This window comes from Serratia grimesii (genome assembly GCF_900186025.1).
Taxonomy (GTDB): domain Bacteria; phylum Pseudomonadota; class Gammaproteobacteria; order Enterobacterales; family Enterobacteriaceae; genus Serratia; species Serratia grimesii.
The window spans coordinates 4,016,554-4,030,206 of record NZ_LT883155.1 but is presented as its reverse complement, the minus strand read 5'-3'; the positions used below and the strand labels follow the sequence as shown (position 1 = coordinate 4,030,206).

The following is a 13,653-nucleotide window of genomic DNA, read 5'->3' as shown; positions in this document are numbered from 1 at the left end:
TCAGGACGCAAGGGCGTGAGCCAGCGCGCCAATTTTATCGGGCCGGAAACCGGACCAATGATCGTCACCGGCAATAATCACCGGAACCTGCTGGTAGCCAAGGGATTTCACATGGCTCAGCGCCTGTTGATCTTGAGTGAGGTCGATCACCTGATAACCAATCCCTTGTTTATCAAATGCGCGATAGGTGGCATTGCACTGGACACAGTCTGGTTTGCTGTAAATAATAATGCTCATGATTCGCATTTACCTTTTGTGTTGAAGGAAAGGCGGACAGGTCAGATAACGGAGCATTGAACGGCGTTTCTGACGGCGTTATCGACCGCTACATGTTCCCTGCGGTTGATGGGTTAAATACTATATGTAGATATTTAATTTATCAACCACGCTATATATGGTGTTTTTTTGAGGTTTGCGCGCAAGCCGCAGCGGGGCTGGAAATACGGTGAGGAAAAAATTTTTGCAGGCGGTTATCGACGATAAACCCCTCCCGAAGCGAGAGGGGAGGTGCACTTTTATCACTGACGCATGCTGACGGCCAGGCGGTTAAAGGCATTCATGATGCTGATGGCGAAGGTCAAATCGGCAATTTCGGCATCGCTGAAATGCGCTTTTAGCGCTTCAAATGCACTGTCTGGTGCGCCGGTCGCGGCGATCAGCGTGACGGATTCTGCCCATTCCAGCGCCGCGCATTCGCGTGCGCTGAATTCATGACTGACACGCCACCCTGCCAATGTATCGAGTTTGGCGTTACTAACACCATTTTCACGCAGGGCTTTGCCATGCATATCCAGGCAGTAGGCACAGCCGTTGATCTGCGACACGCGCATAAACATCAGTTCAATGGTTGTCTTGTCCAGTGCACCTTTTTCCAGCGCCATCAGGGCGTTCACCATGCCTTTGTAAGGTGCGGGAGAGAGTTCGGAATAGTTCAAGCGTTGCTTAATCATGGTCAACCTCGGTTAGCGAGTAGCAGAATCATGGCGCTACTTTAACGGCAATATGGACTATGCTATAGGGCCATAAAATGATTATTTTATCAGGCCATGATGCGTCAATTTCTTTCCTCCTTGCAGCTGGACAGCCAGCTTGCTGATCCTTTGTACCGGCAAATCTATCTGAGAATTAAAGACGCCATTACGCAGGGAACCTTGCAAGCAGGCAGTCGGTTGCCCTCGGTTCGTGGGCTGGCGAGCGATTTGAGTGTGGCGCGCGCCACGGTGGAAAGCGCGTATGGTCAGCTGATCGCTGAGGGATTTCTGCAAAGCCGGGGGCAGGCGGGTACCTATGTTTCGCCACAGGTGCAGAACCTACCTGTGCGTGCAACATTGACGACTGAACCTTTACCGGCAGTGACGGCGAATCCGTTACATCCCAATGGAGCTACCCAGCCGTTTCAGTTGGGGTTACCGGCGCTGGATGTCTTTCCGCGTGCGCTATGGCAGCGGATTGTCGGTCGCCAATTACGCACCAGTCCGCTGGCTTCGCTGGCGCATCCGTCAATGCAGGGTTTGCCTGAACTCCGTGCGGCGATAGTCAATTATTTGCAACTTTCACGTGGCATCAGTTGCCGTCCAGAGCAGGTCTTCATCTGTGCCGGGTATCAGGCGCTGCTGGATCTGGTGATCGGTACCCTGCTTAAGCCGGACGATCAGGTCTGGCTGGAAGATCCGGGCTATCCGGTGACGCTACCGCTGTTTCAAGCTGCTGGCATGAGGCCAGTGGCGGTTCCGGTTGATGAGCAGGGCATGAACGTTGCTGTCGGCATAGCCAGGGCACCTCAGGCAAGCATGGCAGTGCTGACGCCGACTCACCAAAGCCCGCTAGGGGTATCACTCAGTCTGGCGAGACGTATGGAATTGCTGGCATGGGCACAGCAGAAGAAGGCGTGGGTCATTGAAGACGACTACGACAGTGAAGTGCGCTATCACGGACGCCCGCTACCGCCATTGAAAAGCCTCGATCGTCAGGGGCGGATATTGTATGCCGGTACCTTCAGCAAAACGCTGTTTCCGGCACTACGCATGGCGTATTTGATAGTGCCTGTTGGGCTGATGGACGCTTTTAGTCACAACAGTCGGCTGCGGGGCTGTGGTTGCCCACCGTTGATGCAGGCCAGTGTGGCGGACTTCATCAATCAGGGACATTTTTATCGCCATCTGAAACGGATGCGGCCAATCTACCGCCAGCGACGTGGGTGGCTGGCGCAGGCGCTTGAGCAACAATTGGCTGAGCACCTGACGGTAGCATCTCAGGCTGGTGGCATTCAGTTGCTGGCGCGTTTAACAGCGAATGGGCAGGATCGGCCCTTGGCAGAGGAGGCTTGGCGGCGTGGATTGTCGGTACAGGCATTATCGGATTGGCATATCACCGGCCCGGCAAACGCTGGTCTACTTATGGGATTTGCCAATTTTACTCAGCAGCTAGAAGCAGAGCAGGCAGTGGCCAGATTGGCCGCGGTATTCAATAGCGGAAATTAAACGGCCCGCGGTTTCCCGCGGGCCAGACGCACATCTGTTTTATCTTTATGACTGCAAGGGGTGTTAACGCCGGGCCAACAGAACGCCAAGGACGATGCCAACTGCGGCCCCGATTCCTACGCCCTGCCAAGGTTTGTCGCGCACGTAGCTATCGGCTTGTTCGACGGCATCGCGAGCGTGCTGTGTCAGATTACTGGAACCATTGAAGCGCGCACGGGCATCACGTAATACACCTTTTGCCTTACTGTGCAGCTCTTTCAGTTCCTCTTTGGTCTTGTCACCGGATTCCCGTAACACTTCATCCAGCGTATCGGCCAGAAGGGTAACGTCTTGATCGATGTCGCGTTCTACTTTTTCTGATCTCTTAAACATTCGATTCTCCGTTTCGACACATGTCTATTAAGTGTAGACCATTTTTCAAACTGTGTGGGTGATCACGGAAAAAACTGCCATTTAATTCTGTTTTCGCGGCCGATAGCGACGTAATAGATGCCATCAGCAACCGGCGGCAATAAAGTCTCCGTTGGCGCTAACCGGGATGACCGAATTGAACAGCACCAGTGCGAACAGAATCAACAATATACCGCCTAAAATAACGGCCAGCCGTGACACTTGCGCCAGGCGTTTACCTGTCAAATGGTCGTTGGCGGCGATAAATTTTTCACGTGCATGGTGTACCAGCGTGGCGAGAATCATGATCGACAGCGCCGTTCCCAGCGCCATACTGAGGGTGGATATCACGCCCCAGGTGAACATGCCAACGGCGTTGGCAAACACCAATATGAGAATTGCACCGCTACAAGGGCGGATACCGATAGAAACGATAAGCCACAGGGCATTGCGCCAGCCTCCCGTCAGTTCTGTTGCGTCAGGCAGATGCCGGTGGCCACAGCCACAATCGTCTTCAGGATTGTGCTGCGTGGTTGCTGTTAACGGCCTCAGTGTTTTGAATGTCGATAGCTTGCGCCGGCGTAACCCCATGGCACGCAGGATCACCACCAGGCCGAAAGCGGCGATAAACAGAGCACTGCCTTTTTCCAGCCAGTAACGGCTCAGGCTCAAATCACCCATCGACAAGTTCAGCGCCACCGCCAGTATCAGGACGAAAAGGATTGCCACAACGCCTTGCATCAGGCTGCCGAGCAGAGTGATAAGTCGACTGGCGTTCAATTGTCTGCGGTGAGTGGCAAGATAGGTGGTGATAACAAACTTACCGTGGCCAGGGCCGACAGAATGCAGGAAACCATAGATAAAGCTGCATAACGCCAGCATTACTCCACCGCTGTACTGATGATTGCGCTGTTGCAACAAATACAGCACCAGATAGCGGTGCATATAGATTTGGGCATTGATGCAGTATTGGACGAACTCTGCCCAGTGGCGGGTGAACAGATAGAGCATAACCAGCAGCAACAGGGCACCAGCGCCCAGACCGGCAAAATTTGCCGGTGTGACTTTCATCGATGAAGTTTTCATGGTGCTGCCAGCCTGTAGCAAAAGGGGGTCTTCAGCTTCCAGCATAGACTTGTGTACGCGGTTCACAAGCGCTGTACATTTGGTTACTCGGCGAAACCAATCACTCACGGAAGCGGCTCATCGATTCCTCTAGTATCTGCTTCAACGGCCCAACGGGGCTTACTGAAAAAACACTCTGAGGAATTAAAGATGAAAAAAGTATTAGCCCTGATCGTTGCTGCTACCATGGGTCTGTCTTCTGTTGCTTTCGCTGCTGATGCAGTAGCTCCAGCAGCTGCGGCTCCAGCTCCAGCAGCAACCATGACTAAAGCTGCACCAGCAGCTGCTGAGAAGGCTCCAGCTAAAGCCACTCATCATAAGAAGACGCATCATAAAGCAACCAAAAAAGCACCAGCACAGAAAGCTCAGGCTGCTAAAAAGCACCACAAAAAAGCAGCCGTGCAGAAAGCTCAGGCCGCAAAAAAGCACCACAAAGCGGCCACTAAAGCCCCAGCCCAGAAAGCCCAGGCTGCTAAAACTCACCACAAAGTAAGCAAAAAAGCGCCAGTGCAGAAAGCTCAGGCTGCTAAAAAACACCACAAAAAAGCGCCAGTGCAGAAAGCTCAGGCCGCTAAAAAGCACCACAAAGCGACCAAAAAAGCAGCTCCAGCCGCTAAATAAGTAAAGTCTGCGGGTAGCGCAGTATCCAGATAATATTTAAACACCCGGTTTTGCCGGGTGTTTTCTTTTGAGGGCTAGCTCATGATGATCAATCGTTATTTATTCGAAGTGATTTTCAGCGCCGTTACCCTGTGTGGGCTGATTGTCGCCTGGGAATTGTTCCTGGCCGACGGTTTTCTCTGATTACTGCGCCAACGTGGTTTCATGCAGGTGTCGCCAACCCAGCCCGGTTTGGGTCTGCTCGAACACCACGGTGGAGTTGCGTAGTGTTGCCGCCTGCCCAGGCAACATTTGTTTTTCACGGTAGCTGACCACCGCGCCGGTCGGCCACTCGGCCACCAACGTCATCTCTTCTATAGTGATTTCCAGCCCCGGTTTAGCGGCACGATGCGCGTGGAAAAAGGCGCTCAGTGCGGCGAAATCCAGCCGACTGCCGTTCAGCGCGATCATGCTGAATGCCGGGTCAAAACGTGCCAATAAGGCCTGTTCTTCCCCTGCACCTTTCTCCAGCCAGTTTTCAATGGCGACATGAGCGTCGATCACTTCGGTAAAATAGCGGTTCATAGAGCTTCCTGTTGAGTATTGAGACGGCGCACGATGGCGCGGTTAGCGATGCGCAGACACAGCAGCAGTGGGATCAGCGTGCTGGCGGCGGCCAGGTAAAAACAGCTTTGGTAAGCGACGGCGGGTGAAAAATGTTCAAGCAGCAGATTCAGCAGCAGGCTGAGCAGGGCGACACCCAGGCAAAAACTGAGCTGCCGATTGATGTTCCATAGCGCACTGGCATCTGCCAATTGTTCGTCGGCAATATGCAGGAAGGCGCTGCTCTGTGCTGTGCTGCTGCACAGGCTGCCGCCAAAGCCCATCAGGGCGAAAGCCGCCACCTGCAACCCATGCTCAGTGGCGTGGACAATCTGCGATAGCGCCAGAATACCCAGCCCTTGTAGCAGACACCCGACGATAAACAGGGGGCGTGGGCCAACGCGGTTGAATTTTTTTCCGGTCAGCGTGATGGCCAGGAATGAGGCCAAAGACCAAGGCACCATCAGGCTGCCGACCTGCGCGGCATGCATCCCGAGCTGATTTTGCAAATACAACATGGCAACCAGGCTGACGCCGATAAACACACCAGGTATGCATTGATAAATGATCATAGATGTGCGCAGCAACGGCTCTTGTATCAGTCGCAGGTTCAACAGGGGCTGTGTGATACGCAGACTGCGTCGCAGGTAATAGGTCAGCGCCAATGTCCCTGCGACCAGTAATAAGAGGCCTTGTAGCAGGCCATCGGTTTCACCCAGCCGGGTGAGACCAAGCAAGATCAGCGTCAGAGCGGTGCAGGCGCAGAGCAGTCCGTTAATGTCGAGTGGCCTGGGTTGGGCGTCTGACGCTTGCGGACGCAACCACAGTGTAGCCAGCAAGAGCGCCAGCGCTGCCAATGGCAAGTTAGCGAAGAACACCCAACGCCAGTCAAGACTGTCGACAATCAACCCACCCAGCGCCGGTGATAACGCCGGTGCCAGCAGACCGACCAGCATAATGGCGGCAGAAAGCCCGGCACGTTCGTGGCTGCGGTACAGTTGATAGGTTAGCGTTTGGCCTATAGGGATCAGCAAACCGCCCCCCATCCCCTGCAACACTCGCCAACCAATCAGCTCACCGATTGAACCAGCATAACCGGCTGCGGCGGTCGCCAGCATGAACACTGTCAGGGATAACAAAAATACCCGTTTCCCACCAATGCGTTGTGCCAGCCAGGCGCTGAGTGGGATCACCAGCGTCAGGCCGAGAATATAGCCATTGCTGACCCAGGCCAATTCACCGACTGAAGCATGAAATGCATGCCCGATCGACGGGTAAGCGACATTGGCGATAAACATGTTGATCAGATCGACAAAAAATCCGAGCAGATAGACGATTGCGACTTTGATGCGATAGGGCATGGTGCCTCCGGTTGAAGGCAAGCAGTGTAGCTGGCGGGAAAGTGCGGATAAATCAGCTGCGAGCGATTACACTGTCAAAATAATTTTGACAATAAAGGGCAGTAACATGCTTAACCTACAGCGTTTGGCTATCTTTGTGGCGGTGGTGGACGCCGGCAGTTTCACTGCTGCCGCGGTCGCGCTGGGACAAACCAAGGCGGTAGTCAGTTTCAATGTCAAACAGTTGGAAAGTGAGCTAGGGGTGTCATTGCTGGTGCGTAGCACTCGGCGGCTAGCTCTTACTGATGCGGGTGAACGCTTTTATCAACGCTGCCTGCGGTTGCTGCAAGACGCGGATAATGTGTTGGATGACGTGCGTCGCGATCACCACGGGTTGAGCGGGGTATTGCGTATCACCACCACGCCGGAATACGGGGCTCAGGTCGTGGTGCCGGCTTTGGCTGCATTTTCCCGCTTGCATCCACGTCTGCGCATTCAGCATGTTTCCTCCTCTTATCATGCCGATTTAATTTCAGAGCGCTTTGACGTGGCTATCCGTCTAGGGCAGTTGGCTGATTCTAGCCACCGGGCGGCTTTACTGGACAGTTTTGCTATCCTGCCGGTCGCTTCACCGGATTATCTGACGCGCCATCCTATTGATTCATTGACACAATTGGCACAGGCACAGTGGATCGCCCACAGTCGACTCAGTTCGCCGTTGAGTTGGCAGGTTGTGACGCCTGAACGGCAAGTAGTGCTGTTCAAGGTTGAAGACGCTGCCACGTTAATGGGCGACAGCGCTTCTGCGCTACTGGCGTTTTCCTTGCATGGGGCTGGCGTGGCACTGCTACCGGCGTGGCTGGTACAGCCGGCAATAGCATCAGGAAAGCTGTGTTGTTTATTGCCAGATCACAGCTTCCCTGAACAGAGTATTTATGCCCTGTACCCCAATACTCGTCATGTGCCGGAAAAGGTACGGGCGTTTATCGATTTTCTACGTGAGCAGGTAACCAGGGGTGAATAAAGGTCAGAATGCTAGCCACCGTTTGCTGATGTACCCATTCGCGTTGCGCCTTTGAAGAGGCGCATAACACCTCTGCATCTTTCTCTTCTGCTGCCAGTATTTGACGTCCATTGGGCTGACACAGCGGAATAAAATCGAAATGATTTCCTCTGGACAACCGTAGTGCGTGAATCGGTTGCTGCCCCGCATCTGTGGCCAGTGCAGCACCGCCAAGGCCAGGTATCTGGCTGTCTGGTTCGAAACGTTGAGGTTCGACGACCAATAAAGGGGCGCTGAGCCGACGCAGGCTGGCAGGCAGCAGATAAGGCACCATGCCGGGATCGAGGGCGACGGCAAAGCGGATACGCGGATCGGTATAGTCAGCATTAAATTGCTGGGTGGAGAGCGTCGCCAGATCAACCTTGGCCTGGGTATAAAACTGGCAATTGGGCGATCGTGGGGCTTGCTGGCAACCGCGGATGAAATCGGTAAGTCTGACTCGGCCACCTATGACGGCAATCGCGCTGTAACCCCCCTTTGAATGGCCGATAACCCCAATTGCTTTACGATTAATGGCCTGAGCCCAGAGGGGATTTGCCGTGATGGCGCTAATCAAGGCGGAAATATCTTCGGTCTGTAACCACAGTTCGGCGGAGCGCGCGGGGACTGAATCACCTGTGGTGCTACCGGGATGATTAGCTGCCACCACTATCACGCCTTGTTGGGCCAGAGCAGCCGCCAGCCAAGCCTGACTGCTGTTATTGCCACCGCTACCGTGGCTGATCACGATCAGCGGAAAGTGACCACTAGCTATAGGGGCATCCGGCTGGCTGTTGATACCGATAAAAACGTGATTTGCTCCGATAATATGTGATCCATCCATCGCTGTGGTGGGGTAGTAAATTCGGCTGGTCAACGCACGTGATCCGGTCTGAAAAATGTCATCCCGGGTGGCAACCTGATAAGGGGCGGCGCTCGCTGCGCCACATAAGAGTAACCATAACAACAACGCTCTTTTCATTTTCACTCCTCAATGTGTCAACGGCGAGAGAGTGACATTATCGGTGTTACCCGGCGACCTCGAACGCGATCCGGGTCGTTAAATGATTGTTTTAACAGTACACTGTCGGTTCTGTGTGAAGACAACAAGATGCTGACGATGCCGCTTATTCCCCTCACTTTTCTGTTTGGTTTGTTGTGCCTGGGGCTGCTGTACCGTCTGGGGCGACCACGCGCGCGACGCTGGGTCTTTCAGTTATTGCTGCTGTTGTGTGCCTGGCAAAGTCTGCTGGTGGGCATCCGTTACGGCTATGGTTTGACCCAATTAAATGGGTTGCAGCCTTTGAGCGCGGTGGCGATCCCGACGCTAACGTATTTGGCATTTTTAGTCAGTACACAGGGCAGGTTAAGGCGGCGTGAATTGTGGCACCTGATGCCATTGTGCCTGACGTTGTTGGCCAGTTTGGTCGCGCCTTTTTGGTTGGATATGTTGATCATTGGCACCGACCTGGGTTATGGCGTGGCGCTGCTGTATGCACTGCGGCGTGGTGAGAACAGCTTGCAGCAAGTGGCGCTGGCGGAGAGCTGGCTCAGTTATCGGTTGTGGCGCGGATTGGGCATGTTGCTGATCGCGGTAGCAATAGCCGATCTGGTGATTACACTCGATTTTTCACTGTTTGATGGGCGACATGCCGGTTGGATTGCCACCATCGTTAATTTGCTGGTGGCGTTAAGCCTCTGTTTGGTGCTGGCCAGCAGCCGACCATCGGAAAGCCCGGTGGATGCGCTGCCAGAACCGACGGAGGATATCACCGAGGATGAAGAGCGGCTGGCCGAGTGGTTTGCACTGGTGCAGCAACGGCTGCGACAGGATGATCTTTATCTGGAACCAGAGCTGAATCTGGCGCGGTTGGCGCGAAAAGTTGGCTTACCGGCACGCCGAGTGTCGCAAGCCATCAATCGGCATGCGGGTATGAATGTGTCGCAATATGTTAATCAACTGCGTATCTGCCAAGCGGCGCAGTGGTTGCTTGCCGATGACCGTTCGGTAACCGAGATCATGCAGGCGGCGGGCTTTACCACCAAGTCGAACTTTAACCGCGAGTTTTTACGTATTTATGGTGTAAATCCGAGCGAATGGCGCAGGCAACAAACGCGTAGTTAAATAATAATTCGTTATAACTCTCACATTTATCATCGGATCTCATCGGGGTATGCTGAGTACTGTTGCCTACCCCGTTCGATGCGAGCCACCTTCGATGACCGCAATCAGTTCCAAAGAAAACAATCTCCAATTGAATAAACGTATTTTATCGGTCGTGATGTTCACCTTCGTTTGTTACCTGACCATTGGCTTGCCGTTGGCGGTGCTGCCAGGGTTTGTCCATAACGATCTGGGCTACAACTCGGTGTTGGCTGGTTTGATCATCAGTGCCCAGTATTTCGCTACCTTGTTTAGCCGACCGCATGCCGGTCGCTATGCCGATCAGCTCGGACCGAAAAAAGTGGTTTTATTCGGGCTGGCTTGTTGCGGTGTGAGCGGTCTGTTTTATGCCATGGCTTTTTGGTTCAGCGGTTTGCCGTTGCTGAGTTTAATTCTGCTGTGCATTGGCAGGGTGTTTCTCGGCGTCGGCGAAAGCTTTGCCAGTACGGGGTCTACCCTATGGGGGATTGGCCTGGTGGGGCCGTTGCATACCGCCCGGGTTATCTCATGGAATGGGGTGGCGACTTACGGTGCTATGGCTGCCGGGGCACCGCTCGGTGTTTACCTCAATCAGCACTGGGGGTTGGCCGGGGTGGCGGCGTTGATCGTGTTGGCGGTGGCGGTTTCGCTGTGGCTGGCGAGTGCGAAGCCCAACGTGACGATCGCCGCCGGTAAGCGTATTGCCTTTAGCGCAGTGTTGGGACGTATTTGGACTTACGGTCTGGGACTTGCAATGGGTACCGTGGGTTTTGGGGTCATCGCCACGTTTATCACCCTCTACTATGCTGATAAAGGCTGGAGCGGGGCCGCGTTCTCACTGACGCTGTTCAGTGTTGCCTTTGTCGGTATCCGCCTGATATTTAGCCAGACGATTAATCGCCACGGTGGCTTAAAAGTCACGCTAGTGTCTTTCCTGATTGAGATTATCGGGTTGTTGTTGATTTGGCTGGCTACGGACCCGCTAATGGTGCAGGCCGGAGCGTTGTTGGCAGGTGCCGGTTTCTCGTTGGTGTTCCCGGCGCTGGGCGTGGAGGCGGTGAAGCAAGTGCCACAGCAAAATCAGGGCACAGCACTGGGCACATACTCGGCATTTCTCGATCTGGCGTTAGGGATCACGGGGCCGTTGGCTGGTTTGTTAATGAGCCACATGGGAGTGCCTTCGATCTATCTGGCGGCTGCGTTGATGGTGCTTATGGGCGCTTTGCTGACGCTGCGTTTACTGCTGCAAAACCGGCAAAATATATGATTAAGGATTATTCCTAAACCCACATTCATACCGAAAAATTTATTGTTTCATCTCATGATTGCGGTAAGGTCGCTCAGCGGTCCAGAACGAGAGGAGAAATCGATGTATTTACGGCCGGATGAAGTGGCTAGAGTGTTGGAGAATACTGGCTTTGAGCGTGATTATGTCACCGACCAGTCTTATGGTTACCGCAAGGGTGAGCACTACGTGTATGTGAATCGTGAAGCGCGGATGGGCAGAACCGCGTTGGTGATCCACCCTGCACTGAAAGAGAAAAGCGTGCATTTTGCCACGCCGACCTCACCGGTGCGCACCAGCGATCAGTACCTTGAGTTTCCCCTGGATTTAAGCAGTGATGCCCCGAGTGCGCGTTACGGCATTCCACACGGCTTCAGCTCGCGTGATGCGCTTTCACGCTATATCTACAGCATGTTTCAGTAATGCCTCCCCCGCCTGCGGGGGACACCTTCACCAATTTGCGATAGCTTCCTGATTAAAACGCTCATTGTAAGCGCGGCGAAACTGCGCCAGTTCAAAGGCATCTATATCCAGATCGGCAAAGTAAAACAGGGCAGCTTCAGTGTGTTCGGCATGCAGTTCCGGCGACAGCCCGGCGCGTACCAGCGTTTCCCGCCACAGCGCTATCTGGTGGTCATCTGCCTGTTTGATAAAGGTCAGATAGATAAACAGCAAATAGGCCGCCTGGTGCATCTCTTCGGTGTAACCGTTATTCAGCACGCGGATAAAAGTCTGGCTGTTGCGGCTGCCCATCTCCTGAATCATCGATTCAATCAACATCGGTTTTACTTTCAGCAAATGGGCCAGAGAGTCGATGGCTTTGCGCGTATCGGAAGTCAAAATGCGGTAACCAATAATAAATACAACGATCAGGGCAGCGATGATGATCCAGGTCATTTATGATTTATTACACTCTCAGAACGCCAGTATTTGGCAGGAGGCGCTGCGTGACAGCGCCCGGTGTCAACGCTGTTCGCCGCTGAAGTTATCGGCTGCCCGCTGTTGATTGCGCAGGTGGTGGTTGAAGGTGGCAGCATCCTTGGCCAACGCGTCCAGATGGGCGCCCAGCATTTTGATTTGCTTCACTAACGCGTGCTGTTCCGGCACTGAACTGGCGGTGCTCAGCTTGCGCACCAGTTGCTCATTTTGCATACGCAATGCGACTTCGCGCTGTTTAGCTTCTTCCAGCAATTGCTGCAGTGCCTGATAGCTGTGCTGCCATTCACGGTGCTGCCTTTCGAAGCTGGCCTGCAGCTCGCTCATGGCATTTTGAAACTGGGCTTCCAGCTCGCGCATTTTCATGGGATCGATCCTTTGCGGCACTCAATAATGGTTTGGCAGTATAACGAAAACTGCACAGAACCTCACCCGTTGACGACAATTGCGGAAAATTCCCGGCTTGCAACCGGGGCAAGCCGTCTTACAATCAGGTTCATCCCCGGCATTAAAGGCCCAGTCTAAGAGTGGCAGAAAGATGAGCAACCAGGACAAAGACTTTTTTGAACAGGCGATGGCGGATGTCATCCCGTTATCCAGCGCTCCCGAGACCCTGTACCTTAAACCGCTGGAGACGATGGATAAAAGTGCGCGGCGTGAGGCGCAGGCACTGCGGCAGGAAAACTTCCTCAGCACCGGCTTTCTCGAACTGATCCCTTGTGAAGTTCCGCTGGAATACAAAGGCGAGGGGATCCAGCAGGGGGTACTGGACAAGCTGAGCCATGGCCGCTATCCGTCGCAGGCCAGTCTGAACTTGCTGAAACAATCAGTGGAGGCTTCGCGACAAGCGCTGTTCCGCTTTATTTTGCAGGCAGAAAAGCAAAACCTGCGCTCGCTGCTGATTGTCCACGGGCGTGGGCGGGAAGAAGAGAGCCATGCCAATATCATTCGCAGCTATCTCGCCAAATGGTTGGCGCAGTTTGAACAGGTGCAGGCTTTTTGTCGGGCGTTGCCGCGTGATGGCGGCGAAGGTGCTTGTTATGTCACGCTGCGCAAATCGGCACAGGCCAAGATTGATAACTTCGAGCGCCACGCCAAGCGCAGTCGTTAGGAAATAACAGCCGGCAGCGCTGCCGCCGGCTGGAGGAGGTTATTTATTGAAGAATTTGTAGTCCAGCGAATAACGCCCGGCACCGGTGACCGCCAGCAGCAGCAGCCCGCCGATAATGCTGATATTTTTAAAGAAGTTTATTTCGTTGCCCATCATTTCCATGCCGGTCATTTTCCAGAATGGGTGACCGATAAAAGCGGTGCCGAGAACATAGACGGCAAAAATAACCGCGATAGGGCGGGTAAATAACCCGAGAATAAGCGCGATGCCAAAAAAGAACTCAACCACCACGGCGATAATCGCCGCCAAATACGGCATTGGCGTACCATAACCCTCCATTGCCGTCACGGTTGCGCCAAAGCTGGTCAGCTTCATCCAGCCAAAAATGATAAACAGGATCATCAACAAGATTCGAGAGAGCAGAATAACGCCGTCTTTTGAGCTTTCACCCATTTTGAACTCCTCAGCCACTGTCACAATTATGTTGTGTTACTGATTAAATAATAGACTAATATCAGCGTTGTTCTAGACCCGTCATCTTTCAAGCTGCAGCGTTGTTACCTGCACTAGCTCACCCCAGTTACTTACTAAAGTAAGC

17 protein-coding genes are annotated in these 13,653 nt (G+C 53.6%); 7 read left to right on the top strand and 10 right to left on the bottom strand.

Going from position 1 to position 13,653, the window contains the following annotated elements; genetic code table 11:
- Entirely contained in the window at nt 1-237 is a 237-nt protein-coding gene (nrdH, locus tag SGBXF1_RS18965; RefSeq protein WP_037422220.1) for a glutaredoxin-like protein NrdH, read from the bottom strand.
- A gap of 281 nt (nt 238-518) precedes the next feature.
- A complete protein-coding gene (locus SGBXF1_RS18960; RefSeq protein ID WP_037422217.1) occupies nt 519-950 on the bottom strand; it encodes a carboxymuconolactone decarboxylase family protein in 432 nt (143 codons plus the stop codon).
- A gap of 96 nt (nt 951-1,046) precedes the next feature.
- On the opposite strand from SGBXF1_RS18960, the gene pdxR reads away from it, so the two are divergent.
- Nucleotides 1,047-2,480, top strand: coding sequence for a MocR-like pyridoxine biosynthesis transcription factor PdxR (gene pdxR, locus SGBXF1_RS18955; RefSeq protein WP_186427368.1), 1,434 nt, complete (start codon nt 1,047-1,049; stop codon nt 2,478-2,480).
- 63 nt (nt 2,481-2,543) lie between these two features.
- Here pdxR and SGBXF1_RS18950 read toward each other — a convergent pair whose 3' ends face one another.
- Together SGBXF1_RS18950 and SGBXF1_RS18945 are read right to left on the bottom strand one after the other, a co-directional pair.
- Nucleotides 2,544-2,852 (bottom strand): ElaB/YgaM/YqjD family protein, encoded by a 309-nt coding sequence (locus SGBXF1_RS18950; RefSeq protein WP_037422211.1) that lies wholly within the window; start codon nt 2,850-2,852, stop codon nt 2,544-2,546.
- 123 nt (nt 2,853-2,975) lie between these two features.
- Nucleotides 2,976-3,956 (bottom strand): nickel/cobalt transporter, encoded by a 981-nt coding sequence (locus SGBXF1_RS18945; RefSeq protein WP_037422329.1) that lies wholly within the window; start codon nt 3,954-3,956, stop codon nt 2,976-2,978.
- A 189-nt stretch (nt 3,957-4,145) separates the two neighbouring features.
- Here SGBXF1_RS18945 and asr point away from each other — a divergent pair, with 189 nt between their 5' ends.
- On the top strand, nt 4,146-4,616 hold the full coding sequence (gene asr, locus SGBXF1_RS18940) for an acid resistance repetitive basic protein Asr (protein WP_130381816.1): 471 nt from the start codon (nt 4,146-4,148) through the stop codon (nt 4,614-4,616).
- Between the two features lie 183 nt (nt 4,617-4,799).
- Here asr and SGBXF1_RS18935 read toward each other — a convergent pair whose 3' ends face one another.
- Nucleotides 4,800-5,180, bottom strand: a complete 381-nt coding sequence (locus SGBXF1_RS18935; protein WP_017893759.1) for a hypothetical protein — start codon at nt 5,178-5,180, stop codon at nt 4,800-4,802.
- On the bottom strand, nt 5,177-6,559 hold the full coding sequence (locus tag SGBXF1_RS18930; protein ID WP_186427367.1) for an MFS transporter: 1,383 nt from the start codon (nt 6,557-6,559) through the stop codon (nt 5,177-5,179). The genes SGBXF1_RS18935 and SGBXF1_RS18930 overlap by 4 nt, the downstream gene beginning before the upstream one ends.
- Before the next feature lie 106 nt (nt 6,560-6,665).
- Between SGBXF1_RS18930 and SGBXF1_RS18925 the strand changes: the two genes are divergently transcribed.
- Entirely contained in the window at nt 6,666-7,562 is an 897-nt protein-coding gene (locus tag SGBXF1_RS18925; protein ID WP_061808390.1) for a LysR family transcriptional regulator, read from the top strand.
- Here the strand turns inward: SGBXF1_RS18925 and SGBXF1_RS18920 are convergent.
- Nucleotides 7,522-8,562, bottom strand: coding sequence for an alpha/beta hydrolase family protein (locus tag SGBXF1_RS18920; protein ID WP_186427366.1), 1,041 nt, complete (start codon nt 8,560-8,562; stop codon nt 7,522-7,524). The genes SGBXF1_RS18925 and SGBXF1_RS18920 overlap by 41 nt on opposite strands.
- 129 nt (nt 8,563-8,691) lie before the next feature.
- On the opposite strand from SGBXF1_RS18920, the gene SGBXF1_RS18915 reads away from it, so the two are divergent.
- The 3 genes from SGBXF1_RS18915 to SGBXF1_RS18905 all read left to right on the top strand — a co-directional run bounded on the left by SGBXF1_RS18915 (nt 8,692) and on the right by SGBXF1_RS18905 (nt 11,431).
- Nucleotides 8,692-9,705 (top strand): helix-turn-helix domain-containing protein, encoded by a 1,014-nt coding sequence (locus SGBXF1_RS18915; protein WP_186427365.1) that lies wholly within the window; start codon nt 8,692-8,694, stop codon nt 9,703-9,705.
- 94 nt (nt 9,706-9,799) lie between these two features.
- Nucleotides 9,800-10,990 (top strand): MFS transporter, encoded by a 1,191-nt coding sequence (locus SGBXF1_RS18910; RefSeq protein ID WP_186427364.1) that lies wholly within the window; start codon nt 9,800-9,802, stop codon nt 10,988-10,990.
- Between the two features lie 102 nt (nt 10,991-11,092).
- Nucleotides 11,093-11,431, top strand: coding sequence for a DUF2002 family protein (locus SGBXF1_RS18905; protein ID WP_037422190.1), 339 nt, complete (start codon nt 11,093-11,095; stop codon nt 11,429-11,431).
- Nucleotides 11,432-11,458: 27 nt separating this feature from the next.
- Here the strand turns inward: SGBXF1_RS18905 and SGBXF1_RS18900 are convergent, their stop codons facing one another.
- Nucleotides 11,459-11,905, bottom strand: a complete 447-nt coding sequence (locus tag SGBXF1_RS18900) for a DUF1198 family protein (RefSeq protein ID WP_037422188.1) — start codon at nt 11,903-11,905, stop codon at nt 11,459-11,461.
- A 66-nt stretch (nt 11,906-11,971) separates the two neighbouring features.
- Nucleotides 11,972-12,310 (bottom strand): MbeD/MobD family mobilization/exclusion family protein, encoded by a 339-nt coding sequence (locus SGBXF1_RS18895; protein ID WP_037422186.1) that lies wholly within the window; start codon nt 12,308-12,310, stop codon nt 11,972-11,974.
- A 172-nt stretch (nt 12,311-12,482) separates the two neighbouring features.
- Between SGBXF1_RS18895 and smrA the strand changes: the two genes are divergently transcribed.
- Nucleotides 12,483-13,055, top strand: a complete 573-nt coding sequence (smrA, locus tag SGBXF1_RS18890; protein ID WP_186427363.1) for a DNA endonuclease SmrA — start codon at nt 12,483-12,485, stop codon at nt 13,053-13,055.
- A 39-nt stretch (nt 13,056-13,094) separates the two neighbouring features.
- Here the strand turns inward: smrA and SGBXF1_RS18885 are convergent, their stop codons facing one another.
- Nucleotides 13,095-13,508, bottom strand: coding sequence for a DoxX family protein (locus tag SGBXF1_RS18885; protein WP_037422180.1), 414 nt, complete (start codon nt 13,506-13,508; stop codon nt 13,095-13,097).
- Nucleotides 13,509-13,653: the final 145 nt, after the last annotated feature.